This window comes from Stenotrophomonas maltophilia R551-3, from assembly GCF_000020665.1.
Lineage (GTDB): Bacteria > Pseudomonadota > Gammaproteobacteria > Xanthomonadales > Xanthomonadaceae > Stenotrophomonas > Stenotrophomonas maltophilia_L.
The window spans coordinates 4,120,527-4,145,911 of the sequence record NC_011071.1; the positions used below are offsets into that span (position 1 = coordinate 4,120,527).

22 protein-coding genes are annotated in these 25,385 nt (G+C 66.7%); 10 read left to right on the plus strand and 12 right to left on the minus strand.

The annotated features are described in order from the left end of the window. Nucleotides 1-90: 90 nt before the first annotated feature. From purH to purD, 4 genes are read left to right on the plus strand one after another with little or no spacing between them, the layout of a single operon-like run. Nucleotides 91-1,674 carry a bifunctional phosphoribosylaminoimidazolecarboxamide formyltransferase/IMP cyclohydrolase gene (purH, locus tag SMAL_RS18595; protein WP_012512279.1) on the plus strand — a complete coding sequence of 528 codons (1,584 nt, stop codon included), beginning with the start codon at nt 91-93 and terminating at the stop codon, nt 1,672-1,674. Nucleotides 1,675-1,690: 16 nt separating this feature from the next. Further along, entirely contained in the window at nt 1,691-2,560 is an 870-nt protein-coding gene (locus tag SMAL_RS18600) for a hypothetical protein (RefSeq protein ID WP_012512280.1), read from the plus strand. Between the two features lie 14 nt (nt 2,561-2,574). Further along, nucleotides 2,575-3,606 carry a RhuM family protein gene (gene rhuM / locus SMAL_RS18605; protein ID WP_006397453.1) on the plus strand — a complete coding sequence of 344 codons (1,032 nt, stop codon included), beginning with the start codon at nt 2,575-2,577 and terminating at the stop codon, nt 3,604-3,606. Nucleotides 3,607-3,665: 59 nt separating this feature from the next. Beyond that, the gene (purD, locus tag SMAL_RS18610; protein ID WP_012512281.1) at nt 3,666-4,952 is read left to right on the plus strand and encodes a phosphoribosylamine--glycine ligase; all 1,287 of its coding nucleotides are present in this window, start codon (nt 3,666-3,668) and stop codon (nt 4,950-4,952) included. 498 nt (nt 4,953-5,450) lie between these two features. Here purD and rpoH read toward each other — a convergent pair whose 3' ends face one another. Further along, entirely contained in the window at nt 5,451-6,326 is an 876-nt protein-coding gene (gene rpoH, locus SMAL_RS18615) for an RNA polymerase sigma factor RpoH (RefSeq protein WP_006397457.1), read from the minus strand. Nucleotides 6,327-6,683: 357 nt separating this feature from the next. Between rpoH and SMAL_RS18620 the strand changes: the two genes are divergently transcribed. From SMAL_RS18620 to SMAL_RS18630, 3 genes are all read left to right on the plus strand, one after another. Beyond that, on the plus strand, nt 6,684-7,076 hold the full coding sequence (locus SMAL_RS18620; protein ID WP_012512282.1) for a BlaI/MecI/CopY family transcriptional regulator: 393 nt from the start codon (nt 6,684-6,686) through the stop codon (nt 7,074-7,076). Next, on the plus strand, nt 7,073-8,602 hold the full coding sequence (locus tag SMAL_RS18625) for a M56 family metallopeptidase (protein WP_012512283.1): 1,530 nt from the start codon (nt 7,073-7,075) through the stop codon (nt 8,600-8,602). Before SMAL_RS18620 ends, SMAL_RS18625 begins: the two co-directional genes overlap by 4 nt. A gap of 130 nt (nt 8,603-8,732) precedes the next feature. Beyond that, a complete protein-coding gene (locus tag SMAL_RS18630) occupies nt 8,733-10,253 on the plus strand; it encodes a serine hydrolase domain-containing protein (RefSeq protein ID WP_232273998.1) in 1,521 nt (506 codons plus the stop codon). Between the two features lie 52 nt (nt 10,254-10,305). Here the strand turns inward: SMAL_RS18630 and ung are convergent, their stop codons facing one another. The 5 genes from ung to rhlB form a co-directional block, all read right to left on the minus strand. Then, nucleotides 10,306-11,019 (minus strand): uracil-DNA glycosylase, encoded by a 714-nt coding sequence (gene ung, locus SMAL_RS18635; protein ID WP_012512285.1) that lies wholly within the window; start codon nt 11,017-11,019, stop codon nt 10,306-10,308. Next, nucleotides 11,016-11,858: a response regulator gene (locus tag SMAL_RS18640; RefSeq protein ID WP_012512286.1), complete on the minus strand. Its 843-nt coding sequence runs from the start codon at nt 11,856-11,858 to the stop codon at nt 11,016-11,018. Before SMAL_RS18640 ends, ung begins: the two co-directional genes overlap by 4 nt. 7 nt (nt 11,859-11,865) lie before the next feature. Continuing rightward, a complete protein-coding gene (gene ftsX, locus SMAL_RS18645) occupies nt 11,866-12,813 on the minus strand; it encodes a permease-like cell division protein FtsX (RefSeq protein ID WP_012512287.1) in 948 nt (315 codons plus the stop codon). A 2-nt stretch (nt 12,814-12,815) separates the two neighbouring features. Then, nucleotides 12,816-13,502, minus strand: coding sequence for a cell division ATP-binding protein FtsE (ftsE, locus tag SMAL_RS18650; protein WP_005419728.1), 687 nt, complete (start codon nt 13,500-13,502; stop codon nt 12,816-12,818). A gap of 196 nt (nt 13,503-13,698) precedes the next feature. Then, nucleotides 13,699-15,423, minus strand: coding sequence for an ATP-dependent RNA helicase RhlB (gene rhlB / locus SMAL_RS18655; protein WP_012512288.1), 1,725 nt, complete (start codon nt 15,421-15,423; stop codon nt 13,699-13,701). Between the two features lie 510 nt (nt 15,424-15,933). Here rhlB and trxA point away from each other — a divergent pair. The 3 genes from trxA to SMAL_RS18670 all read left to right on the plus strand — a co-directional run bounded on the left by trxA (nt 15,934) and on the right by SMAL_RS18670 (nt 20,036). Next, nucleotides 15,934-16,263 (plus strand): thioredoxin, encoded by a 330-nt coding sequence (gene trxA, locus SMAL_RS18660; protein ID WP_005411275.1) that lies wholly within the window; start codon nt 15,934-15,936, stop codon nt 16,261-16,263. 232 nt (nt 16,264-16,495) lie between these two features. Continuing rightward, a complete protein-coding gene (rho, locus tag SMAL_RS18665) occupies nt 16,496-18,247 on the plus strand; it encodes a transcription termination factor Rho (protein WP_012512289.1) in 1,752 nt (583 codons plus the stop codon). Between the two features lie 214 nt (nt 18,248-18,461). Next, complete coding sequence (locus SMAL_RS18670; RefSeq protein WP_012512290.1) at nt 18,462-20,036, plus strand: sensor domain-containing diguanylate cyclase; 1,575 nt, start codon at nt 18,462-18,464, stop codon at nt 20,034-20,036. A gap of 34 nt (nt 20,037-20,070) precedes the next feature. Here SMAL_RS18670 and SMAL_RS18675 read toward each other — a convergent pair whose 3' ends face one another. The 6 genes from SMAL_RS18675 to SMAL_RS18700 form a co-directional block, all read right to left on the minus strand. Next, the gene (locus SMAL_RS18675; protein ID WP_012512291.1) at nt 20,071-20,958 is read right to left on the minus strand and encodes an energy transducer TonB; all 888 of its coding nucleotides are present in this window, start codon (nt 20,956-20,958) and stop codon (nt 20,071-20,073) included. Nucleotides 20,959-21,024: 66 nt separating this feature from the next. After that, the gene (gene aceK / locus SMAL_RS18680) at nt 21,025-22,755 is read right to left on the minus strand and encodes a bifunctional isocitrate dehydrogenase kinase/phosphatase (protein WP_012512292.1); all 1,731 of its coding nucleotides are present in this window, start codon (nt 22,753-22,755) and stop codon (nt 21,025-21,027) included. 146 nt (nt 22,756-22,901) lie between these two features. After that, a complete protein-coding gene (locus SMAL_RS18685; protein ID WP_012512293.1) occupies nt 22,902-23,261 on the minus strand; it encodes a hypothetical protein in 360 nt (119 codons plus the stop codon). 53 nt (nt 23,262-23,314) lie between these two features. Next, complete coding sequence (locus SMAL_RS18690) at nt 23,315-23,731, minus strand: roadblock/LC7 domain-containing protein (protein WP_006398057.1); 417 nt, start codon at nt 23,729-23,731, stop codon at nt 23,315-23,317. Then, entirely contained in the window at nt 23,724-24,272 is a 549-nt protein-coding gene (locus SMAL_RS18695) for a GTP-binding protein (protein ID WP_006398059.1), read from the minus strand. The genes SMAL_RS18690 and SMAL_RS18695 overlap by 8 nt, the downstream gene beginning before the upstream one ends. Beyond that, entirely contained in the window at nt 24,265-25,230 is a 966-nt protein-coding gene (locus SMAL_RS18700) for a hypothetical protein (RefSeq protein ID WP_012512294.1), read from the minus strand. The genes SMAL_RS18695 and SMAL_RS18700 overlap by 8 nt, the downstream gene beginning before the upstream one ends. Nucleotides 25,231-25,385: the final 155 nt, after the last annotated feature.

The following is a 25,385-nucleotide window of genomic DNA, read 5'->3' on the forward strand; positions in this document are numbered from 1 at the left end:
CCTTGAACGCGGCGAATCTGCTCCTGCGGCACCCGCCACCGGCCCCCACCGCCTACAATATCGGCCCCGCTCCGCTGCCGATTCTGTCCCATGACTGCTGATCTGTTGCCCGTCCGCCGGGCCCTCCTCTCCGTTTCCGACAAGACCGGTCTGGTCGAGCTGGCCACTGCGCTGGCGGCACGCGGCGTGGAGCTGCTGTCCACCGGCGGCACCGCCAAGGCGATCCGCGATGCGGGCCTGGCCGTGAAGGACGTGGCCGACGTCACCGGCTTCCCGGAAATGATGGACGGCCGGGTCAAGACCCTGCACCCGATGGTGCATGGCGGCCTGCTGGGCCGTTCGGGCCTGGATGATGCGGTCATGGCCGAGCACGGCATCGGTGCCATCGACCTGCTGGTGCTGAACCTGTACCCGTTCGAGTCGGTCACCGCCAAGGCCGACTGCAGCCTGGCCGACGCGGTCGAGAACATCGACATCGGCGGCCCGGCCATGCTGCGTTCGGCGGCCAAGAACTTCGCCCGCGTGGCAGTGGCCACCGACCCGTCGCAGTACGCCGAACTGCTGGCCTCGCTGGAGGCCAACAACGGCCAGCTGACGGCCGCCACCCGCTTCGCGTTCTCGGTGGCCGCGTTCAACCGCGTCGCCCAGTACGACGCCGCGATCAGCAACTACCTGTCGGCGGTCACCGCTACTGACACGGCGGTGCCGGTGCGTGCCGAGTACCCGGCACAGATGAATTCCACCTTCGTGAAGGTGATGGACCTGCGCTACGGCGAAAACCCGCACCAGAGCGGCGCGTTCTACCGCGACCTGTACCCGGTGCCGGGCACGCTGGCCACCTTCCAGCAGCTGCAGGGCAAGGAGCTGAGCTACAACAACCTGGCCGATGCCGATGCGGCGTGGGAATGCGTGCGCCAGTTCGACGCGCCGGCCTGTGTCATCGTCAAGCACGCCAACCCGTGCGGCGTGGCCGTCGGTGCCGGCAACGGCGATGCCTATGAGCTGGCCTACGCCACCGACCCCACCAGTGCCTTCGGCGGCATCATCGCCTTCAACAAGCCGCTGGATGCAGCCACCGCCAAGGTGATCCTGGACCGCCAGTTCGTCGAAGTGCTGATCGCTCCGGACTACGAGCCGGCCGCGCTGGAATACGCGCAGAAGAAGGCCAACGTGCGCGTGCTGCGCATCCCGCACGGCGACGGCCTGAACAACTTCGACAACAAGCGCGTGGGTTCCGGCCTGCTGCTGCAGTCCTCGGACAACCGCGGCATGACCCGCGACGAACTGAAGGTGGTCAGCAAGCTGGCGCCGACCGACAAGCAGTTCACCGATCTGCTGTTTGCCTGGAAGGTCGCCAAGTTCGTGAAGTCCAACGCGATCGTCTATGCCAAGGACAACCGCACCATCGGTGTCGGCGCCGGCCAGATGAGCCGCGTGTACTCGGCCCGCATCGCCGGCATCAAGGCAGCCGACGCGAACCTGGTGGTGGAAGGTTCGGTGATGGCCTCCGATGCGTTCTTCCCGTTCCGCGACGGCATCGATGCCGCGGCTGCTGCCGGCATCAAGGCGGTGATCCAGCCGGGCGGTTCGATGCGCGATGCCGAAGTGATCGCCGCCGCCGACGAACATGGCCTGGCCATGGTGTTCACCGGCGTGCGCCACTTCCGCCATTGATCCTGGAGCGACACGGATGTCCACAGTTTCGATGAAATCGCTGGCCGCCCTCGCCCTCGCGGGTGCGGCCATGCTGGCGGGCTGCAAGCCTGCTGCCGAGCCCGGCGCGGGCCCGAAGGCAGATGCGCCGGCGGCGGCCCCCGCCTCACCGGCGCAGCATGTCAGCCGCACCGCAAGACTGCAGGCTTTCCTGGTCCAGCGCTACGGCAGCAACGCCACGCTCTCCGCTGAATGGCGCGGCCGCTGGACCGACGATGGCGACACCCATGCGGTGGACTGGCAGGTCTGCGCGGAACAACCGGTGGTGAGCGGGGACAGCTGGCAGCAGTTGTTGGCCGTGTGCGGTGCGCTGGTTGATGGCGCGCATATCGACCCGGGAACCATCGAGTTCTTCGTGCTGCGCCCCAAGGGCGATGGCTTCGAGGTGACCAGCGAACTGACCGGCGAGCGCTTCGGCAGCGGCGGCCAGCCCGGCACCGCCAGCGTCATTCGCGCCGGCAGCGACTTCTATGGTTTCCGCGTCGAGGACGGCTGGTTCGGGCAGGGCTTCTCGCTGCTCTCGCAGTCACTGATCCTGCCGGGCCCGAACGGCCTGGTTGCCAGTGGCAGCGTGCGCAGCCATATCGACAATGATGCCCAGTACGAGTGCGACGCCAGCACCGACCCCGACACGGCCAACGACTGCCGCACCCGCCGTTTCAGCATCGATTTCGCACTGCGTTTCGACGACAGCGACCGCAGCGCGCGGGTCTGGCCGCTGCTGATCGAAGAAACCGGCACCACCTGCGGTGGCAAGCAGGTCCGGCAGGAACACCGCTTCACCCTGGACCCGAAGACCTGGGCCTATTCCTTCCCCGAAGCGCTGCGACGCGAAGGCTGCGAGTGAGGTAATCGACCAGCATGAATAGCTTCCTCGGCGAACTGATCCTCTACCGCACCGACGACGGCCGGACGGAGGTCCACCTGCGCGCTGCGGAGGGGACGGTGTGGATGACCCAGGGCGAGATGGCCGAACTGTTTGATACGACCAAACAGAACATCAGCCTGCATGTGCGGAGAATCCTGGAGGAAGGCGAGCTTGCCGCCGATTCAGTTGTCAAGTTTGACTTGACTACTGCTGCCGATGGCAAGCGATACAGGACGCAGCTTTATCGACTTGAACTGATCCTGGCAGTCGGATTCCGGGTGCGGTCACCACGCGGTCGCCAGTTCCGACGCTGGGCAGGCTCAGCACTGGCCGAGTACCTGCTCAAGGGCTTCCTGCTCAACGATGAAAGGCTGAAGGATGCCGAGCGCGCTGACTACTTCAAGGAACTGCTGCGTCGCATCCGCGATATCCGCAGCTCCGAGAAGCGCTTCTACCAGACGCTGCGCGACCTGTTCAAAGCTACCAGCAGCGACTATGACGGTACGGCACAGACGGCCAAAGCGTTCTTCGCCACGATCCAGAACAAGCTTGTCTACGCTGTCACCGGTCGCACCGCCGCGCAGTTGATCGTCGAACGTGCCGATCCGGACTCGGCGACCCTCGGCCTGACCCACTGGAGTGGTGACCGCATCAGGAAGTCCGATGCCTTGGTCTCCAAGAACTATCTGGCGCAACCAGAGCTGGAACAACTCAACCGCTTGGTAACCATGTTCCTGGATTTCGCCGAGGACCGCGCCGAGCGTCGCGTCGAGATGCGGATGTCGGACTGGATTGCTCAGACGGATCGGTTCCTGGACTTCAATGAGCGCGCGATTCTGGAGGGCGCGGGGCAGGTCTCGCACCAACAGATGGCGACAGTCATTGCCGAGCGCTACCGCCAGTTCGACGAACAGCGCCGCAGTGGTGACCGAATCGTGTCCGAGCAGGAAGTAGATGAGGATCTCCGCCAGCTCGAAGCAGAAGCAAAAGCACTCATCGCTGCAGCACCGAAGCGCGAGGATTGAGCAGTACCCCTCCCCCACCACCGTTTTCCTTCCTGATTCCCAGTTCGGATACTTCCCAAATGAAGAAGATTCTTGTCATCGGCTCTGGCGGCCGCGAACACGCCCTGGCATGGAAGCTGGCCCAGTCCTCCCGTGTCACCGAAGTGATCGTGGCGCCCGGCAACGCCGGCACCGCCAGCGAAGACAAGTGCCGCAACGCGGCAGTGAAGGTGACCGATATCGACGGCCTGCTGGCGTTGGCGCAGGCCGAAGGCGTAGCGCTGACCGTGGTCGGCCCGGAAGTGCCGCTGGTGGCCGGCGTGGTCGACCGCTTCCGCGCTGCCGGCCTGCGCATCTTCGGGCCGACGGCTGCCGCCGCGCAGCTGGAAGGCAGCAAGGCCTACGCCAAGGACTTCCTGGCCCGCCACAACATCCCCACCGCGTTCTACGCCGTGCATACCGAGGTAGACGCCGCGCTGGCCTACATCCGCGAGAAGGGCGCACCGATCGTGGTCAAGGCCGATGGCCTTGCCGCTGGCAAGGGCGTGATCGTCGCAATGACCCTGGCCGAAGCCGAAGACGCGGTGCGTGACATGCTCTCCGGCAACGCGTTCGGCGATGCCGGTGCACGCGTGGTCATCGAGGAATTCCTCGACGGCGAGGAAGCCAGCTTCATTTCGATGGTAGACGGCGTGCATGCGCTGCCGATGGCCACCTCGCAGGACCACAAGCGCGTTGGCGACGGCGATACCGGCCCGAACACCGGCGGCATGGGCGCGTACTCGCCGGCCCCGGTGGTCACGCCGGAAGTGCACGCTCGCGTGATGCGCGAGGTGGTGAACCCGACCGTGCGGGGCATGATTGCCGACGGTATCCCGTTCACCGGTTTCCTCTACGCCGGCCTGATGATCGATGCCAGCGGCGCGCCGAAGGTGATCGAATTCAACGTGCGCTTCGGCGACCCGGAAACCCAGCCGGTGATGCTGCGCCTGCAGTCGGATCTGGTGGAGCTGGTGGAAGCCGCCATCGATGGCCGGCTGGACCAGGTGGAAGCGCAGTGGGACCCGCGGCCGTCGCTCGGCGTGGTGCTGGCGGCCAGCCCATACCCGGAGTCGCCGATCACCGGTGATGTGATCTCCGGCCTGGACGACGTACCTGCCAGTGCCAAGGTGTTCCATGCCGGTACCACGCTGGACGCGCAGGGCCACGTAGTCAGTGCGGGCGGTCGCGTGCTGTGCGTGGCCGCACTGGGCAACAGCGTGCGCGATGCGCAGGCCAACGCCTATGCCGGCGTGGCCAAGGTCAGCTGGGCCAACGAATTCCACCGCAACGACATCGGTTGGCGCGCGATCGCACGCGAGGGGTGAGGCCGGCATCAGGTTATCCACGCTTGGCGTGGATGGAGGCCCGGCCTTGCCGGGCCTCCTCCCGAATCACTGTCGTTGTGTTCAATCAGGTCGCGCCGTGGACGGCCGCGATTTCCTTGCCCGCGAACTGTCGCACTCGGATCACGCCCAAGACAAAGCGCCTCGTAGATCTTCAAACGAGGCGTATCGATGACGCCATGACCGTGCAGGCTCACAGCAGCGTCGTATATCGCCTCCAGTAGTGTTTCTTTTGCACGCGTTCCCTTCGGAGCCATGATGAGTGCACACCTTCTGCGCCGTTTCGCATATCCCAGCAGAATCAGCTCGTCAGTTCGATAGCTGATCGCGTCAGACCATGGCTGCACTGCAGCCACGCATGGCGTGGATCTACTGGTTCTGAATAGCTGGGGTAGATCCACGCCACGCGTGGATTGAACACCCAAAAAAGAAAAGGCCCGGCAGTGCCGGGCCCTTTCATTGCTTCAACGCCAACCCGCCTTACGCGGTGAACAGCGCCTTCATCTTCTTCAGCGCATTGGCTTCAACCTGGCGGATACGCTCGGCCGACACGCCGTACTCGTCGGCCAGCTCCTGCAGCGTCACCTTGCTGTCGGCATCCAGCCAGCGGCGGCGGATGATGTCACGCGAACGCGCATCCAGCTCGGCCAAGCCTTCGCGCAGCAGCTGCATCTGGTTGTCTTCGCTGTCGGCACGCTCGTAGGCCATCGACGGGTCTTCGTCATTGGCCACGAGATAAGCGGCCGGCGACGGCGGCGCGTGCTCGTTGTCCTCATCGGTCGGCGCATCGAAACCGATATCGCGACCGGACAGGCGCGACTCCATTTCCATGACCTCGCGCTCGGACACGTTCAGATCCTTGGCCACCGCGCTGACTTCGGCCGCGTTCATCCAGCCCAGGCGCGTCTTCGACTTGCGCAGGTTGAAGAACAGCTTGCGCTGCGCCTTGGTCGTGGCGACCTTGACGATGCGCCAGTTCTTCAGGATGAACTCGTGCATCTCGGCACGGATCCAGTGCACCGCGAAGGAGACCAGGCGCACGCCCATTTCCGGGTCGAAGCGCTTGACCGCCTTCATCAGGCCGATGTTGCCTTCCTGGATCAGGTCGCCCAGGGCAAGGCCGTAGCCGTTGTAGCCGCGGGCCACGTGCACCACGAAGCGCAGGTGCGAATGCACCAGCTCGCGGGCGGCGTCCAGATCGTTGCCGTCGCGGAAGCGACGGGCCAGGTCCTGTTCGTCATCGACCGACAACACCGGGATCTGGTGCACGGCACCGATGTAGGCGTCCAGCGAACCGAGCGCACTGGGAATCGGGAGATTGTTTGCCACAAGGGCAGTAGAGGTGTTCTGGCTCATAGGCACCCATCTTAGCAGTCCGGGATTTGGACTGCTAAAGGAGGAAAAAGTTCCAGCATCCTATTGATGCAACACTGGTCCCAAACAGAGCCCTACCGTAGCGCGATTTGATGACAGTGGCGAGCACGCTTTTCGGGATTCACAATCCCTTGGAATTCAATCAATTACCCACCGGAAACCGGCGATTTCCGGTCAAGCGGAGCTGAACGGGCCGTCCTGGAGGTCCATTCAGGCCAGGAGACGTTGCCCGGTGTTCAGGCCCGAGGGCTGAGGGTCGTCCCTTTACTACTAAGAAACCCGTTGACAGCCACCCGGCGACATGCTCCGATGCATCAACTAATTCATACGTAGAAGCGCATGGCCCGCCCTGTCTCGCAGAATCCCACTCCCGCCGAGCAGGCCATCCTGGACATCCTCTGGGACAAGGGCGAAGCGTCCGTGCGCGATGTGGCGGATGTGCTCGGCCAACAAAAGCCGGTCGCGTACACCACGGTGCTGACCATGTTCAACGTGCTGGCGAAGAAAGGCTTTGTCAGCCATCGCCAGGAAGGTCGCGCCTACATCTATCACGCCACGCTCAGCCGCGAACAGGCCCGCCGGCAAGCGCTTGACCATCTTCTGCATCAGTTCTTCGACGGCTCACCGAACGTGCTGGCACAACACTTGGTGGACGAACGCGAAATCGACCGCAATGAACTGCAGGCACTGCAGCAGCGCGTCAGCGATGCCAGGGCCGGGAGGAAGGAATGAACCTCATCGACCTGGCAATGGCATTGGGCGTACGACAGTTGCTGTTGTCCACAATTGTGCTGCTGCCCGCGCTGTGGCTGGCACGGCGGCAGGCCCTCAGTGCCGAACAACGCTCCTGGCTGCTGACCGCAGCGATGGCAGCGGCCCTGCTGTTGCCACTCAGCGCGTTCCTGCCGGGCTGGTCGACCACCCTGCCCGCACCGGCACCGCCCGCAGCCGCGTTCCACCCCATGCCCGGCGAAGGGGCAACGGCGGAAGAAGCCATCTTCGAAGCCGGACGACAGCCCGACATCTACTACGTCGAACTGCCGAAAACCCTGCCGACACTGCTTGCACTGCTGTGGCTGCTGGGCACCCTGTGGCTGGGCATGCGCCTGCTGGACGCGATGCTGCACGCACGCCGGCTGCGGCGGCTGGCGCAACCGGCGACCGCCGGACTGCGCGCGGTCCTGGCCGACATCGTGCCCGCCCACGTGATGATCGCCACCTGCGCCGTCGACGGGCCGATGGTCGTCGGCCTGTGGCACCCGCAGATCCTCCTGCCCCGTCCCTTGCTGGCACGCCTGGACAACAACGTGCTGCGCGACATCGTCCGCCACGAGGTTGCACACCTGCAACGGCGCGACCTGTGGACAAGCACGCTGCTGCGGGCGGGAACAGCGCTGTTCTGGTGGAATCCGCTCCTGCACCTTGCCCAGGCACGCCTGGCGGTACTGCGCGAGATGGCCTGTGATGCACGCGCTGCGATGCAGGCACGCGAACCGCTGGACTATGCAGGTTCGCTGCTGGCCAGCGTCGAACAGCTGCAGGCCCTGCGCGAGGAGGCGCCGACGCTTGCACTGGGTATGTTCAGTGCGCGCAGCCAGCTGGCGCAGCGCATTGATCAGCTGGTGGACGCCGGGCCACCCACACCCCGGCACCGCAGCCTGTTGGTGCTGGGCCTGCTGCTTCTGCTGGCCTGCACCGGCACCGCCGTGGCTATCTCACCACGGCTCGCCCCATCACCGGCTGCGAGCGCCTCCGATACGCGCGTCATCAAGCTGTTCCAGGCCGCCAGCACGCATGACGTCGCGCAGGTCCGTCTGTTGGCGGCGGCCGGCGTCGATCTTGATGCACGCGTGCTCGGTGATGGCACGGCGCTGATCCAGGCCATCCGTGCACGCGATCCGGCGATGGTCGACACGCTGCTGCAACTGGGCGCCGACCCTGATCGTGCCGCACTGGGCGAAGGCAATCCGTTGATCGTCGCTTCCGCGCTGGGCCTGCAACCCATCGTCGAGCAACTTGTGCAGGCTGGTGCCGACGTCAACCGGGTCGTGACCTATGACGAGACGCCACTGATAAATGCCTCGCGCGAAGGGCACCTGGTCACCGTGCAGTTCCTGCTCGCGCACGGCGCCGACATCAACCTGGGCGTGGAAGCCGACGGCTGGCTGGGGCGCTGGCGGACACCGCTGAACCAGGCTGGCAACGCGGCCGTGCGCGATTACCTGCTGGCGCAGGGCGCCCGCCGCGAACGACGCTGACGCCTCCGCCGCATCACCTCCTGCACTGCGGCGGTAACCCGTTCCACCCGCAACGACCGGACGCGACAGGCGTGCGTGGCAACGCGTGCGCCGATCCCGCCCCTCTTCCACTCCTGCAAGGATGTCGATGATGAACCGCCTGTTGCTGTGTTCACTGCTGGTCTGCCTGACCCCGTTCCACGTGATGGCCACTGACGCCAGCGCTGAAGACGCTGCGCGCTTTGCGCAGGCAATGGCCCATGGCCTGCGCCCCAGCACCGCGCAGCTGGGCGCCGCGCTGCCGCAGTGGTCGATCGAAGAACGCCTCGCCCACTACAAGGTACCGGGTACCGCAGTTGCGGTGATCCGCGATGGCAAGGTGGTGTACGCCGCCGGATACGGCCTGCGCCAGGCGGGCACGCGCGACGCGGTGGATGCCGATACCGTGTTCTCGGTCGGCTCGGTCAGCAAAATGGGCACTGCGGCAACCACCCTGAAGCTGGTTGCTGCCGGCAAGGTCTCGCTGGAGGAGAACATCGACCATCGCCTGCGCCGCTGGCACCTGCCTGCCGATTCGCAGGGACAGCACCCGCCGATCAACCTGCGCATGCTGCTCTCGCACACTGCCGGCTTCAACGTGCATGGCTTCCAGGACTACCAGCCCGCCGAACGCCTTCCGACCTTGCTGCAGACACTGGATGGACTGGCGCCTGCAAAGAATGAGCCGGTACGCCTGATCCACGCACCCGGCCAGCAGGTCGACTATTCCGGTGGCGGCTACACGGTGGTGCAGCTGGCGATCGAAGATCTGACCGGCAGAGCATTCGCTGAGGTCGCACAACGCGAGGTTTTCTCGCCACTGGGCATGTCGCGTAGCACGTATCAGAATCCCTTGCCTGCCGGCTACGGCAACGTTGCCCATGCGCACGACAACAAGGGCCTGCCGGAGGCCCTGCCACGCGGCTGGCAGAGCTTTCCAGAACAGGCGGCGTCGGGGCTGTGGACCAGCGCCAATGACATGGGCCTGTTCGTCGCGGCCTTGCTGCGCAGCATCCGCACCAAGGATGGATGGCTGCCGCAGTCGTTGGCCCTGCAGATGGTCAGCGAAGTGGCCCCGGCCGGCCGGGGACTGGGGCCGGAGCTCGCCGGCTACGGCGCCGCCCGGCGCTTCTTCCATAACGGCAGCAACGACAGCTACCACGCCGGTATCGAGGGATATCCGGAAAGCGGCGACGGCTTCGTCATCCTGACCAATGGTGACAACGGGCCGGCGCTTCGCGCAGAAATCCGCAACGCCCTGTCCGATGTGCTCGGCCACAACGCCAAACCACTCATCCGCACATTGGACCCAGCGTTTCTGCGGGACAGCTATCCTCGCTTCAGCGGCCGGTTTGTCCTCGACGATGCGTTGCCGATGGATGTCCGCGGCGGACTGGCCGACTGGTTCGAGGCCCAGACGCTGGACGTGCAGGCGAATGAAGGTGGGCTGGAACTGCGCCTGCCAGGTCGAGACAAGGCCATCGCACTTCAGCCCGTGACGCCGGTGCGCTTCCTGGCCGGCAGCGCAGGTGCGGAACTGCTGTTCCATCGCGGAGGCGACGGTACGGTACAGGCCCTCAGCGTGCTGGCCGATGGTGCGCGTGCGTACTACCGCCGCGACAAAACCCACTGAATCTGCATCGCTCCTCCCTGTGGCATAGGCCGGGCGCGGGCCCGGCTTACGCTCAGAGCGCCGAACGCGGCGGCAGCGACCAGTCGATCGGGGCCTGCCCGCGGCGCTGCAGGTACTCGTTGGCCATCGAGAAATGGCGGCAGCCGAGGAAGCCGCGATGGGCCGACAGCGGCGACGGATGTGGCGACTTCAGCACGCGATGGCGGCGGGTATCGATGACCTTGCCCTTCTGCTGCGCATAGGCGCCCCACAGCATGAACACCAGCCCTTCGCGCTCACGGTTGAGCACGTCCACCACGTGGTCGGTGAAGCCTTCCCAGCCGCGCCCCTGATGGGCGCCGGCCTTGCCCTCTTCCACCGTCAGCACGGCATTGAGCAGCAGTACGCCACGCTGCGCCCACGGAATCAGGCAGCCATGGTCCGGGCGCGGGATACTGAGATCGCTCTCGATCTCCTTGTAGATGTTCAGCAGCGACGGCGGCACCGGCACGCCCGGCGGCACCGAGAAGCTCAACCCATGGGCCTGGCCACGGCCGTGGTACGGGTCCTGGCCGAGGATGACCACCTTCGCCTGTTCGAACGGCGTGGCATCGAACGCGGCGAAGATCTGCGGGCCGGGCGGGAACACCGCCGCGCCACTGGCCTTGCGCTGGCGCAGGAAGCTGGACAGCTCGCGCATCTGCGGCTGCAGCAGGTAATCGCCGACATGCTGCTTCCAGCTCGGTTCCAGCTGGATCGTCGGGGTGTCGGCTACTTCATCCATCATCGAATCAGGGGTCCATCGTTCAATCGGGCCAGCCGCAGCTGGAACAGCACCTTGGTGACCAGCAGCCGTTCTTCGATCGGCTTGAGCACCAGGTCGTTGGCGCCGGACTGCAGCAGCCCGGTCTGGTTGTGCGGATTGCCATCGCCGGTCATCACCAGCACCGGCAGGCGGCGCTTGCCGTAGCCGAAGTCCACGCGCACGCGCTGCACCACGTCGCGGCCGCTCAGTTCACCCTTCAGGGTGACGTCGGTCAGCACCAGGTCGATGCGGTGGCGGCTGCGGCCCAGCGACTCGGCGGTGAGCAGGGTGAACGCCTCTTCGGCGCTGACCACGTGCAGCACATTCAACTGCTGGCGCTCCAGCATGCGCTTGGTGGCCTCGGCCACCACGCGGCTGTCCTCGATATAGAGGATGGTGGCGCCGGGAATGGTCTGCGGCTGCACATAGCCGCGGATGAAGGTCGCCAGTGCCTCATGGCCCAGCGCCTTGTCGAAATAGTCGGTGACGTACTCGGTGAAGCGGCGCTGCTCCAGGTGCTGCTGGGCGTCGCCGGAGACCACGATCACCGGTACATAGGCCTGGCCAGCGGCTTCGCGGATCATCCGCGCCAATGCCAGGCCGTCGCCATCACGCAGGGTCAGCGAGGTGGTCACCAGGTCCACCGGACCCTGCGCCAGCGCCTGCTGCGCTTCCTCGATGCTGTCGCAGCCGATCACCTCCACGCCGGGCAGGTCACGCCTCAGCACGTCGGCGATCAGCTTGCGTACCAGCTTCGAGCCATCGACCACCATCACCCGCGTCGCGGGCCCCTCAAGGTGCTTCAACGCTTGCGGTTGCATGCCGGCCTCAGGTGTCGGTCGGTCGGGTCTGGCGCAGGAAATGGCCGGTCACCAGCCACGCTCCCAGCCAGCCCAGCAGCAGCGTGCCGAGCAGGACCAGGCCGCCATGCAGCAGGTCCAGGCCGTGCAGCACGAACGGGCTGCCGTAGCTGCGCGAGAGTTCGGCCAGCGGCATGCGCAGCGCGGCACCGGCGGCGGCGATCAGGGCCAGCGCCACCGCGCCGGCGCCCAGGCCATACCAGGCGCCCAGGTACAGGAACGGACGGCGGATGAAGCCATCGCTGGCACCCAGCAGCTGCAGCACGCCGATCTCTTCACGGCGGGCCTGGATGTCCAGGCGCACGGTGTTGCCGACCACCAATGCGGCACCGACGCCAAGCAGCACCGACAGCACCTGCACCAGCCGCGCGCCAAAGGCGAGCCAGGCATCCAGGCGCTGGCGCCACAGCGCGTCGTGTTGCACCAGGTCGGCCTCGGGCAGGCTTTCCAGCGCGCGCGCCAGGCGCGCATCGTCCTTGCCCTGGCCGGGAGTGATCACCAGCAGCGAGGGCAGCGGGTTGTCGTTGAGCGCATCGATCGCCTCGCCGAGGCCGGCATCGCGCAGTTCCTGCAGGCCCTGCTCGGGCGTACGCACGTTCACTTCGGCAACGTCGTCGCGGTCGCGCAGCTGCCCGGCCAGGCGCAGTGCGCCGGGGCCATCGACATTGCCCTTCAGGAATACGTTGATGTCGCGCGACTGCTGCACGCTGCCGGCGAACTGCTTGAGGTTGTCCAGCGCGATCGACAGCCCCAGCGGCAACGCCAGTGCCAGTGCCATGACCATCACCGTCAGCAGGGTCGCCCACGGCTTGCGGCAGGCGCGGCCAAGGCTGAACACCACGCTGTGCACGTGGTGCTGGAACCACACACCCACGCGCGAGGGGGCGGCGGCTTCGCTGTTTTCGTTCTTCGCCATGGTTACTCCGCCAGGTCCTGCGGCGAGATGTCATCCACCAGCCGGCCGTGATCGAGGATCAGCACGCGCTTGCGCATGCGGCGCAGCAGCGGCAGGTCGTGGCTGACCACCAGCACGCTGGTGCCGCGCGAAGGCAGCTCAGCGAACAGCGCCATGATCTCCGCCGCCAGGGTCGGGTCGAGGTTGCCGGTCGGCTCGTCGGCCACCAGCAGCTTGGGTTCGCCGACGATGGCGCGGGCGATGCCGACGCGCTGCTGCTCGCCGGCCGACAACTGCGAGGGCAGCGCCTTCTCGCGGTGTCCCAGGCCCATCCGTTCCAGTACCGAGCGCACCCGCTTGTTGATGTCGCCACGGCGGGTGCCGCGCAGGATCAGCGGCAGTGCCACGTTCTCGGCAATCGAGCGGTCCATCAGCAGGCGGTGGTCCTGGTAGACCGCACCGACCGCGCGACGGTGGCGGGGCACATCGCCGCCGCGCACCTTCAGCAGGTTGCGCTCGTCGAACACCACCGCGCCACGGCTGGGCCGCTCGTCCAGGTGGATCAACTTGAGCAGGGTGCTCTTGCCCGCACCGGAATGGCCGGTGACGAACAGCATCTCGCCCGGCGCGACCTCGAAGCTGACATCGGTCAGCGCCTCGTGGCCACCGGCGTACTGTTTGCTGACATTGTCGAAGCGCAGGACACTCATGCCCCGATTATGCAGGACCAGCGCCGCCGATCGGTAGCGCCGGGCCATGCCCGGCGGATTTTTCGATCTGCCGCTGCGCTCGCCGGGCATGGCCCGGCGCTACCTGCTGCATCGGCGGGTGCCGACCGTTGGTCGGCACACCGGTCAAGGTCACCCGACCAACGGTCGGGTGCTACCCGCTGATCGGCAGCGCCGATCAGCTGCCCGACAGCATCCGGCGGATCTTGCGGCCGATGCGGGTCAGGAACGAATCACCGGTATCGGCGGCGGTGCGCACCGGCTTGGCCACCACCTGCACCGGGGTAACCGGGCCGGCGCCATTGCCGGCCTTGGCCTGCACGCCTTCGGCACCTTCGACCGGACGGCCGTGGCGACGACGACGGCGCTTGCGCGGCTTGTGCTCGCCATCCACTGCCACGTCCGGTGCACCTTCGGCACGCGGCGGGCGCGGCGGACGCGGGGCCTGGGCCGCAGCAGCTTCGGCGCCGGCAACCGGGGCGGCAGCAGCCTGTTCGCCTTCCACGCGCGGCTTGCGCGGGCCACGCGGGCGGCGTTCGCCGCTGCGCTCGCCGTCACGACCACCGCGGCCACCGCCACTGCCAGAGCGGCCACCACTACGGCCGCCGCCACGACGCTCTTCTTCGGCGGCGCGGGCTTCGCGCGCTTCACGGAAGATCTGGCCGACGCTCTCGTTGTCCTCGCCGTCCTCGCCTGCCGCCGGGGCCGGGCGTTCCGGGCGCGGCAGCGGGGTCAGCAGTTCCTTGGTGACCGGCTCGGACGGAATCTTCTGCTCGATGTAGGCCTCGATGTCCGGCAGGCCCATCGCGTAGCGCTCGCAGGCGAAGCTGATCGCATCGCCCTCTTCGCCCAGGCGCGCGGTACGGCCGATGCGGTGCACGTAATCTTCAGCGTCGAACGGCAGGTCGTAGTTGTAGACGTACTTGATGCCATCGATGTGCAGGCCGCGCGCGGCCACGTCGGTGGCGACCAGGATTTCCAGCTGGCCCTTCTGGAAGCGGTTGAGCAGGCTCTCGCGCTTCTTCTGCGGCACGTCGCCGGACAGCACGCCGACGCGGTAGCCGGCCTTTTCCAGCGAACGGGCCACGCGCTCGACGAACACCTTGGTGTTGACGAAGACCATGGTGCGGGCGCCTTCGCTGCGCGACAGCAGGCCCAGCAGCAGCGGGATCTTCTCGTCGTCGGCCGGGAAGTAGATGCGCTGGCGCACGCGGGCGGCGGTGATGGTCTCGGCTTCGACCACCAGCTTCTGCGGCTCGTTCATGTGCTCGTAGGCCAGCTCCAGCACGCGGTGGCTGAGGGTGGCACTGAACAGCAGGGTCTGGCGGGTGGTGCGCTCGGGCATGCGGCGCAGCAGGAAGCGGATGTCCTTGATGAAGCCCAGGTCGAACATGCGGTCGGCTTCGTCCAGCACGCAGATCTCGCAGGCGTGCAGCGAGACCACCTTGTGCTGCTTGACGTAGTCGATCAGGCGGCCCGGGGTGGCGATGATCACGTCCACGCCCTGCTGCAGGATCTCGCGCTGCTTGTCGTAGTCGACGCCGCCGTAGACCAGCGCGAAGCGCAGGCCCAGGTCGGAACCGAACTTCACCGCATCCTTGTGGATCTGGATGGCCAGTTCGCGGGTCGGCGCCAGGATCAGCGCACGCGGGTCTTCCGGCTTGCGGTCGGCCAGGGCCGGGCGGGTCAGCAGGCGGTTCACGACAGCGACCAGGAAGGCCAGCGTCTTGCCGGTACCGGTCTGCGCCTGGCCGGCAACATCACCGCCGGGCAGCGCGACCGGCAGGGTCAACGCCTGGATCGGGGTGCAGCGGGTGAATCCGGCTCCTTCAAGGCCAGCCTGCAGGGCCGGATGCAGCTCGAAGGAGGAAAAGGTCAAATCGGTCAGCGGTTTGTCGCTCATGAGTCCGTCTTGGTATGGCCACCGGCCAGCGGGCGGGCGGCACTGCATCGTCTGGGGGCACCGTCGCAAACTGCGGCCCCTGCGGCGGGTCGGCGGGCCGGGACCACCGGGTCCGCGCGCCGCTCAATGTCCCAGTTTAACGCACTCGGGCCGACAAACCGGAATGGCCTGTCTCATGGCGCCGAGAGACGCTAACCCTTCACCCAGCAACACCGGGCTTGAACGGCCCTGCAGGGAGCGCTGGTGTCGCCCGCTGCCAGCCCCATGTACAGGAAGACAGTGAAATCCGACACATATCAGGCTTCGAAGCGATCACGATACGCTGGGTTCCAGCCGGCGCCTGTCCCTGCCCTGCGATAGGGGTACACTGCCGGCCGTGAGCGTCCAGGCATCCCGCCGAACGCACCGCGGCAGTGCGCCGCGAGGCAACGACGAGGGTCGCGCCACCGGGCATGGCCCAGTTCACCCACCTCCGGCATGGCCGGGTGCAATCCAAGACGAGAAACCAAGATGAGCGACAAGGTTGTACATGTCGGCGACGCCGACTTTGATAGCGCAGTGCTGAATTCCAAGGAACCGGTGCTGGTCGATTTCTGGGCCGAGTGGTGTGGCCCGTGCAAGATGATCGCCCCGGCGCTGGACGAACTGGCCGATGCCTACCAGGGCCGCGCCAAGATCGCCAAGGTCAACGTCGACCACAACCGTGCGCTGGCCGCCAAGTACCACGTGCGCTCGATCCCGTACCTGGTCGTGTTCAAGGACGGCGAGAAGGTCGGCGAGCAGATCGGTGCGGTGGGCAAGGCCCAGCTGGCCGGCCTGCTGGACAAGGCGCTGGCCTGATCCTGCGTGACCACACCGGCGGCCGCCACCTGCGGCTGCCGGTGGGCGCATACCGCGCCAGCATGAATGCAGTTCCCGGTGACCCTTGCACGGCGCCGCGGGCCGATGATAGTGTCGGCATATCCGGCCGCGTTCGCGTGCCGCACCCTCTGGACGCAGTTTCTTCCAGACCCATTCCCAACGTTCGCCGCCCCAGCCGGGCGCTCGCACCTTCAAGCGAGGAATAACGCTCTTGTCCGATAACACTCCCGAAACCGGCAGCGCCGAAGCGCCCGCCGAAAAGCGCGTGCGCAAGCCCCGCGTAGCCAAGGCTGCCGCTCCGGCCGCCGCCGAAACCAGCGCCGCACCGGCGCAGCCCGCCCTGCCGCTGGCAGCCGCGCCCGAAGCGCCGGCACCGGCCGCAGCGGCCCCCGCGCCGAGCGCGCCCGCCGCCGAGGCCCCTGCCAGCAGTGGCGGCGGTGACGGTGGTGAGGGCCGCGAATCCGGCCAGCCGCGGCAGCAGAACCACCAGGGCGGTGGCCAGAACCAGAACCCGTACAACCAGAACCAGCAGGGTCAGGGTCAGGGCAATCGCCGCGACCGTTTCCGCAACCGCCGCGATCGTGATCGCAATGGCGGCGGCGGCGGTGGTCGCTTTCGCGATGACGGCATGCCCAACGACAACGGCGAGCAGCAGCCCTTCGTGCCGCGTCCGCATGCCAGCGTGCCGGAAGGTTTCCCGGTCTACTCGCTGAGCGACCTCAAGCGCATGCCGGCACAGAAGCTGCTGGAGATCGCCGAACAACTGCAGATCTCCGAAGGCGTGGCGCGCGCGCGCAAGCAGGACGTGATCTTCGCCCTGCTGAAGGTGCTGACCCGCCATGGTGACGGCGTTGCCGCCGACGGCGTGCTGGAAATCCTGCCGGACGGCTTCGGCTTCCTGCGCGCGGCCGAAGCGAGCTACCTGGCCGGCCCGGACGACACCTACATCTCGCCCAGCCAGATCCGCCGCTTCAACCTGCGCACCGGCGACCACCTGTCCGGCCGCATCCGCTTCCCCAAGGACGGCGAGCGCTACTTCGCGCTGTCGATCGTGGACACCATCAACGGTGAGCCGCTGGAAGCATCGAAGAACAAGGTGCTGTTCGAGAACCTGACCGCACTGTTCCCGCGCCGCCGCTTCACCCTGGAGCGTGGCAACGGTTCGTCGGAAGACATCACCGGCCGCATCCTCGACCTGATGGCGCCGCAGGGCAAGGGCCAGCGCTCGCTCATCGTTTCCCAGCCGAAGGCGGGTAAAACGATGATGATGCAGCAGGTGGCCACGGCCATCACCACCAACCACCCGGACGTGCACCTGATCGTGCTGCTGATCGACGAGCGCCCGGAAGAAGTGACCGAGATGCAGCGCACCGTGCGCGGTGAAGTCATCAGCTCGACCTTCGACGAGCCGGCCGCGCGCCACGTGCAGGTGGCCGAAATGGTCATCGAGCGCGCCAAGCGCCTGGTCGAGCACAAGAAGGACGTGGTGATCCTGCTCGACTCGATCACCCGCCTGGCCCGCGCCTACAACAACGTGGTGCCGAGCTCGGGCAAGGTGCTGACCGGTGGTGTGGACGCCAACGCCCTGCACCGTCCGAAGCGCTTCTTCGGTGCCGCGCGTAATGTGGAAGAAGGCGGCAGCCTGACCATCATCGCCACCGCGCTGGTCGACACCGGCTCGAAGATGGACGAGGTGATCTACGAAGAGTTCAAGGGCACCGGCAACAGCGAAGTGCACCTGAGCCGCCGTATCGCTGAAAAGCGCGTGTTCCCGGCCATCGACATCAACCGTTCCGGCACCCGCCGCGAAGACCTGCTGATCGAGCCGGAGCTGCTGCAGAAGATCTGGATCCTGCGCAAGCTGCTGCATCCGATGGATGAAATGGCCGCGATGGAGTTCCTGCTCGACAAGATGAAGAACACCAAGTCCAACGACGAATTCTTCGGTTCGATGAAGCGCTGAGCCCCGGCCCGGTCCTGCATTGGAAGGAAACCTGCCGCTCGCTGCGGCAGGTTTTTTTTTGCCTGCAGGGCGACCCACTTCACTTCGCCGCCGCCGACTTTTGGCGATAATCCGCCAGCCCCCTGCCCGGCCATGCCGGCCTGGCCACCGATTCCCGCTGTCGCCCCTTCCGGAGAACCGGTCGGGTCCAGCCTCCTGCCGGATCCGTCGACGCATGCCAACGCTGTCCCCCCGCCTCAACCTGGGCAAGCTGATCCTCGCCCTGGCCCTGCTCAGCGCCATCATCGCCCTGGCCAATACCCTGCTGGCCAGCTATCGGGTGCAGCGCGACCAGCTGGTCGGCAACACCCTGGAAGCCAACCGCGTCTACGCCACCAAGCTGGCCGAAACCACCCAGAACTTCCTGCTGGCCGCGCAGCAGGAGCTGGCCTATGCCGCCACCCGCCTCGGCCAGGGCGACCTCGATCCGACGCAGGCCCAGGATGAAGCCAGCCGCCTGCAGCTGCAGACCAACAGCTTCAACTCATCGCTGGTGGTGGACGCCGATGGGCTGGTGATCGCCACCTCGCCGCAGACCCTGCAGCTGCAGGGCGAGATACTGCACAGCGTCGGCAACAACGCGGCACTGGCAGCGCGCCAGCCGATGATCAGCGACCCGTACCAGTCGGCCACCGGCAAGCTGCTGGTCTCGCTGTCGCACCCGATCTTCGACCGCCAGGGCCACTATCGCGGTTACGTCAGCGGCACCCTGTACCTGCGCCAGCGCAGCGCGCTGCATACGCTGCTGGGCAAGCACTACTACCGCGACGGCTCCTATCTGTACGTGGTCGACCGCCACGGCCGCCTGCTGTACCACGCCGATGGCGATCGGGTGGGCGACTACGTGGTCGGCAACCCGGCAGTGAAGGCGGTGGTGCGCGGCGAACGCGGTGCGCAGCAGGTACGCAACAACCGTGGCGTGTCGATGCTGGCCGGTTATGCGCCGGTGCCGGCCACCGGCTGGGGCATCATCGCCCAGCGCCCGACCGAATCCACCCTGCAGCCGCTGTCGCGGTTGATGACGGCGGTGATCTGGAACGCGATTCCGCTGGGCCTGCTGTCGCTGCTGGTCACCTGGTGGTTCGCCCGTCGCATCTCGCTGCCGCTATGGCAGCTGGCGCGCAACGTGCAGGGCGGCGAGGACACCGGCAACGCGATCAACCACGTCAGCGGCATCCGCGCCTGGTACTTCGAGGTCGCCCAGCTCAAGCAGGCGGTGCTGCACAGCTTCAACGCGCTGCAGGACCGGATCGGCACGCTCAACCGTGCCAGCCGCACCGATCCGCTGACCGGCCTGCTCAACCGCCGCGGCCTGCAGCAGGCGCTGGATGCGCTGCAGGTGCAGGGCATCCCGTTCGCGATCCTGGCGCTGGACATCGATCGCTTCAAGACGATCAACGATGCCCATGGCCATGACGTCGGTGACGCCGCCATCGTCCACATCGCCGACCAGATGCGCCGCTACTCGCGTGACAGCGACATCCTCTGCCGCGCCGGTGGCGAGGAGTTCCTGCTGTTGCTGCCGGGCATCGGCACCGAATCGGCGCGACAGGCCGGCGAGCGCCTGCGCCAGCACATTGCCGACCATCCGTTCGAGCCAGTTGGCACCATCACCGTGTCGCTGGGCGTGGCGCATTTCCCCAGCTTCCATGTCGACGCCGAGCAGGCGCTGCGGCTGGCCGACAAGGCGCTGTACCTGGCCAAGGAACAGGGTCGCAACCGAGTGGTGGTGTACCCGTACGCGGATTGACGCGGAGCCGGGCTGGCCGGCTCCGCAGTGATCGTCAGCCCTGCTCCAGCGGGGTCAGCAGGCGCAGGCCGCGCCTGGCGCCGTCCACCATGTAGATGCCGCCCTCGGGCAGCAGGTCGCTGCCGGCCTGCTCGATCGGGTCCGCCTTGCGCCACGGCACGGTCTGCCGCGGGCCAGGAATGAAGGCACGCCAGCGGCCATAGCGCTCCGCTCCATTGGGATCATCGTTCAGGCCGAAATTCACCGGTATGCGTACCGTCCAGGTGTCGCGGGTGCTGGCCTCGCCGGTGGTCGGTGGGTTGAACGTCCACTTGCGGGCACTGCTGACGGCGGCCTTGGCCAGGATCTCGCGCATCTTGGCGAGGGTGCGCTCGCGTCCGACCACGGTCATGTTCACCTGCTCGGCAACGACATCGGCCACCCTGCCGTCACGCGCGATCTTGACCACCAGCAACACTTCACCCTGCCCACCGCTCCGATAGACCTCTTCCGGATAACGAGGGGGTGTCATGCGCCCTTGGGTCACCGAATCGGTGGCTTTCTCATCGTACTCGCTGAAATTGACGCTGGTCATGCTGACTTCGTAGCCACCATCGGCCATGGCCTTGCCCCGCAGGCGCACCCGCAATGGTGCACGCGCCGCCACCGCCTTGCCATCGCGCAGGGTGGGTTCGAAGCGCCAGCCACCAATGGTGCCCTCCACGAAGGACGCGATGCTCGGAGACAGCATCGACTTCTGGTCCAGTACCAGCGAACTGACCGCGCCCTCGGGCGTGACCTCGATATGGCCAGAGAGCACCATGCTCATCTCCGCGGTGGCACGCACCGCGCGCGTGGTCTGCGCGCTGGCGTCGCCAGCAAGCAGGGGAGCGCCGGCACCAACGGCCAACGCGAGAGCGAGGAACAGGGGGGGACGCATCATTGCCGGATCCTTGGTGATGAGCGCTGAGCGTAGCGCAGTCTTCACACCCGGGACAGCTCGGCCCGGCTACGCCAGCCGGTGCGCGCCAGCATAGGGTGGCGTATCCGGATAATCCGCGCGGGCGAAGCGTTCCTGCAGACCCTGCCACCACGCCGGATCGAACAGATGCCGGTAGTGCTCGCGTACCGCCGCCAGCTCGCTGGCAGGCAGGCCCATGAACGGGCCGAAGCGCTCGGGAAACACATCGCGCGGCCCCACATGGAACCAGGGCTCGTCGGCCATGGCCTCCTCCGGCGTGCGCGGCTGCGGCCAGGCACGGAACACGCAGTCACTGACCAGGCAGAGCTCGTCGTAGTCGTAGAACACCGCACGGCCATGCCGCGAGACGCCGAAGTTCTTCGGCAGCATGTCGCCGGGGAAGATGTTGTTGCGCGCCATGTCGGTGATTGCCTGCGCGTAGTCGAGCACCGCCGCGCGCACCGCCTCACCGCCCTGCTCACGCAGGTAGAGATTCAACGGGCGGAAGCGGCGCTGCACGTAGCACAGGTTGATCTCGACCTCGTCGCCATCCAGCCGCACGCTCTGCGCGCACTGCTGCAGCAGTTCCTCCAGCAATGCCGGAGCGAAGCGGTCACGTGGGAAACGCAGGTGGCGATACGGTTGTGCGTCCAGCAGGCGGCCGACACGGTCCAGGTTGAACACCAGCGCATACTTTTCTTCCACCTGCTGCCGCGACATCGCCTTGGGCCAGGCGAAGCGATCGCGGATCAGCTTGAACACCAGCGGGTAGCTGGGCAGGGTGAACACCGCCATGACCATGCCCGGCGTGCCTTCGGCATGCACCAGGCGTTCCTGCGGATGCTCGTTGAAGTGGCGGAAGAAGGTTCGGTAGCGCTCGGTCTTGCCCTGCTTGGCCCGGCCCAGCACTGTGTAGATCTCGTCGATCGGCTTGCCCGGCAGCAGGCTGCGCAGGAACACCACGGCATCGCCGACCGTGGCCAGATTAGCCTGGAAATAACTGCGTGACACGCCGAACAGGTGGGCGACATCGCGGCGCCGGGTCAGTACCGCATCGGCACGCAGGCCACGCTCGTCATTGACCAGGGCGATCACGCACGGCGAGAAGCGATGCTCGCCGAACACCCGGCCGACCAGATAAGCACGGCGCTCGCGGTAGAACACGGTATCCAATAGCTCGATGCTGCGCACCGGCGTGTCGCCCCAATGCGTGAGGTCATCCTGCAGGCGTACGGCGATCGCTGCCGCACAGCGCAGCTGGTGAGCATAGGGAATATCGAAGCGGTAATCGGCCAGTACCCTCTGCAGCGCCTCCACCGGTCGCGTCGGCGAGACGGCATAGGTATGCCGGGCGACCGGATGGGTGATGGCATCGGACGGTTCGACATCAAAAGCAATGAACTCCAGCGCCGGATCCACGCCACGAGTGGCGAACAGCCGCCGCGACAACGTGTTGTAGAAGGTCTTGTACAGCTCAGCGTCGATCAGCCCCTGCAGCAGCGCGCTGTACTCCGCGTGCACCTGCAGCCACAGCGCGCGCTCGCCGATCACCTCACCGGCCAGGCGACGCAGCGCGTCCATCTGTTCGGCGATGCACAGGTCGTACAGGGCAATGCGCTCGACCGCATCCTGGCGGGCACCAGCCCAGTCGCGCTGCTCGAAACGCAGGCGGGCGCGAACGGTGATCGCCGCGAAGCGGGCGTGGTAATCCTCGAAACCATCGCGGATGGCGCCGGCGATGCGCGGCGCCAGTACGGTTGCGATGACAGGCTGGGACATGCACGGCTCGGCAGGGAGACGGGTATCCACCATACGCCGGCGTGTGTGATGCCGTCGAGCGCAGAGGTAGTGCCGGCCGCTGGCCGGCAGCCCCTGGACCGCCGGTGGATCCATGCAGATGCCGGCCAGCGGCCGGCACTACCGGCTCAGATCGCCAGTTCGGCCTCCACGTCCTGCACCTTGCGCCGGGCCAGCGCCAGGTTGGATTTGGTCCGGTCCAGCACGATGTAGAAGAACAGGCCCTGCTTCTTCGCCACCGGACGCATGATGTGGTACGCCTTGCCCAGCGAGATCAGGATGTCCTCGATGCTGTCGTTGAGGTTCAGCGACGCGGCGGTCTTCATCTTGGCGCGGATCACTTCGGTGTTGCCGGCGGCGGCCACTTCCATGTCCATGCCGGCACCGGCCTCGCCCAGCAGCATGCCGCTCTCGTAGTCGACCAACGCTACTGCCTGCGCGCCGTCGATGCCCATCAGTGCGTTCAACGATTCATTCAATCCAGCCACGTCGCACCCCTTGTCGATGTTGGTTCGAGCCCCTCGTTCCCCTGCGGCCGGGCTCACGATCCGCCGAGTTCTGCCAGGATCGCCTGGCCACATTCCCTGCTCTGCCACAGCACCTGGCCGATCACGCTGCGCTGGTCGCAGGCCGCCATCAGCAGCAGCGGTGCGCGCCCTTCAGCTTGGATCGCCAGCATCAGCACCTTGCCGCCCGCCGCTTCCAGCATCAGCGTCTGCAGATCGCCCAGCAGCAGTTCGCGGCCAACTGCCGCGGCCAGCGCCAGCATCGCGCTGGTCATCGCCGCCAGCCGCTCGCCGCGCCCTTCGGCACCGGCACTCACCAGCGCAAAACCATCGACGCTGGCCAGCACGACCGTGCGCACGCCTTCAACACGCTGCAGCAGATCCTGCAGCAAGGGCTGCAGGCGCTCTCGCTGGCCGGCATCAGGCAGTACCGCCGCCTGCCCGTCAGCCATGCGCAACCACCAGCGCGTGCGCTTCCATTTCGCTCATCAGCACATCCATCAGCAGCAATCCCTGTTCGCGGTCGCGGGCATCCACCGCCAGCAGCGGCAGCGGTTGGTCGTCCAGGCTGGCGCGGGCACTCCAATCGTCCAGCAACGCATCCGGCATCTGGTCGAGGTGAGTCACTGCCACCACCAGCGCCAGCCCACCTGCGAAGGGCCGCAGCACCTGCAGGTAGGCGTCCAGCTCGGCCGCCACGCCCGCGCGGCGCGCATCCAGCAGCAGCACCGCACCACGCGCGCCCTGCAACAGGATCGGCCACAGGAAATCAAAACGTTGCTGCCCAGGCGTTCCGTACAGTCGCAGGCGCTCGCCGTTGGGCAGGTCGATATCGGCATAGTCCAGCGCTACGGTGGTCGAGGCCTTGTCCGCACCCATACGGTCACTGTTGGCAACGTCGGTGTCGATCACCGCACCGGCGGCAATACTGCGCACCAGGGTCGACTTGCCGCTGCCCATCCCGCCCAGCACCACCACCTTGTGCTCACGCATTGCGCTCGCCCCCGCGCAGGTGCCGCCACAAGCGGGCCAACAGGCCGCTATCGGTTCCGTTGCTGCGCATCGACATTACCGGTGCGGCCGGCGCCAGCTGCAGCTGTGCATAGCCGCACAGGTAGGCGGCATGGATGAAATCGCGCACCGCCGCAGCCGGCAGCTCGAGCAGCATCGCGCACTCTTCAACCGTGCACGCGCGCTTGAGCAGCAACGAGCACAGGCGGAAGCCATCGTGGTCGTGCCCCAGCACGCGGAAATCCGGCCAGCGCAGCAGCTTCACCGACGCGCTGCGCAGGCGTTCATCCAGCACCTGCCAATGGCGGCTGCGCTGCGCCCATTGCCACAACAGCGGCCGCAGCGGTTGGCGCGGCCGCTCGCCGGCCAGCGCCTGCAGGCGCGCCGGCGTCAACGCATCCAGCTGCAGGCGTTCGAAGCCATCGGCAAGACGTTCCACGAGGGCGGCCGCCGGCTCCTGCAGCAGCACCGCCTGGTCGTGTTCCAGATCCATCAGCAGCAAGGGCTCGCCGGCATCGCCGAGCAAGGCCTGTCCCTGCCGCAGCGGCAAGCGTTCGCGCAGCAGGCGGGTGATGGCATGCGCGCCATCGGCCAGGCGGATCGGTGCAGGTGCGTGCATGGCCAGGGGCTCCACTGCCAACTGCATGCCGCGCAATGCGCGGCCGATGGCACCGTCATCAAGTACATCCTGGTGGCCATCGCCGTCACGCAGCTGGCCACCCAGGTCCTCGATCCAGCACTGCAGGCGCGGGCGTTGCTGGCGCATGCGCTGGGCCGCATTGCGCAGCGCCGGGGTATCGCGGATGACCAGCAGGTCACAGTCGTCCAGGTCCTGGCTGCGGCGGATCTGGCCATCGGGCAAGGCCGAGGCCAACCGCAGCCGCTGCAACAGGGCGTGCTCACCCTGGATGTCGGTTCCCACTACCAGCACGCGTGCCATCGGTGTTCCCCGTGCGACCACCTCCCCGGTGGTCTCGCGTCGCCAAGGCTAGGGCATCGCCAACGGCGGCCGTCGTGATCGACTGCTCAGATCGAGGGCGCTTGCAGATTCACTCTTATCGGTTCTGCGACGGCTATCGTGGGCAAGTTTCATGC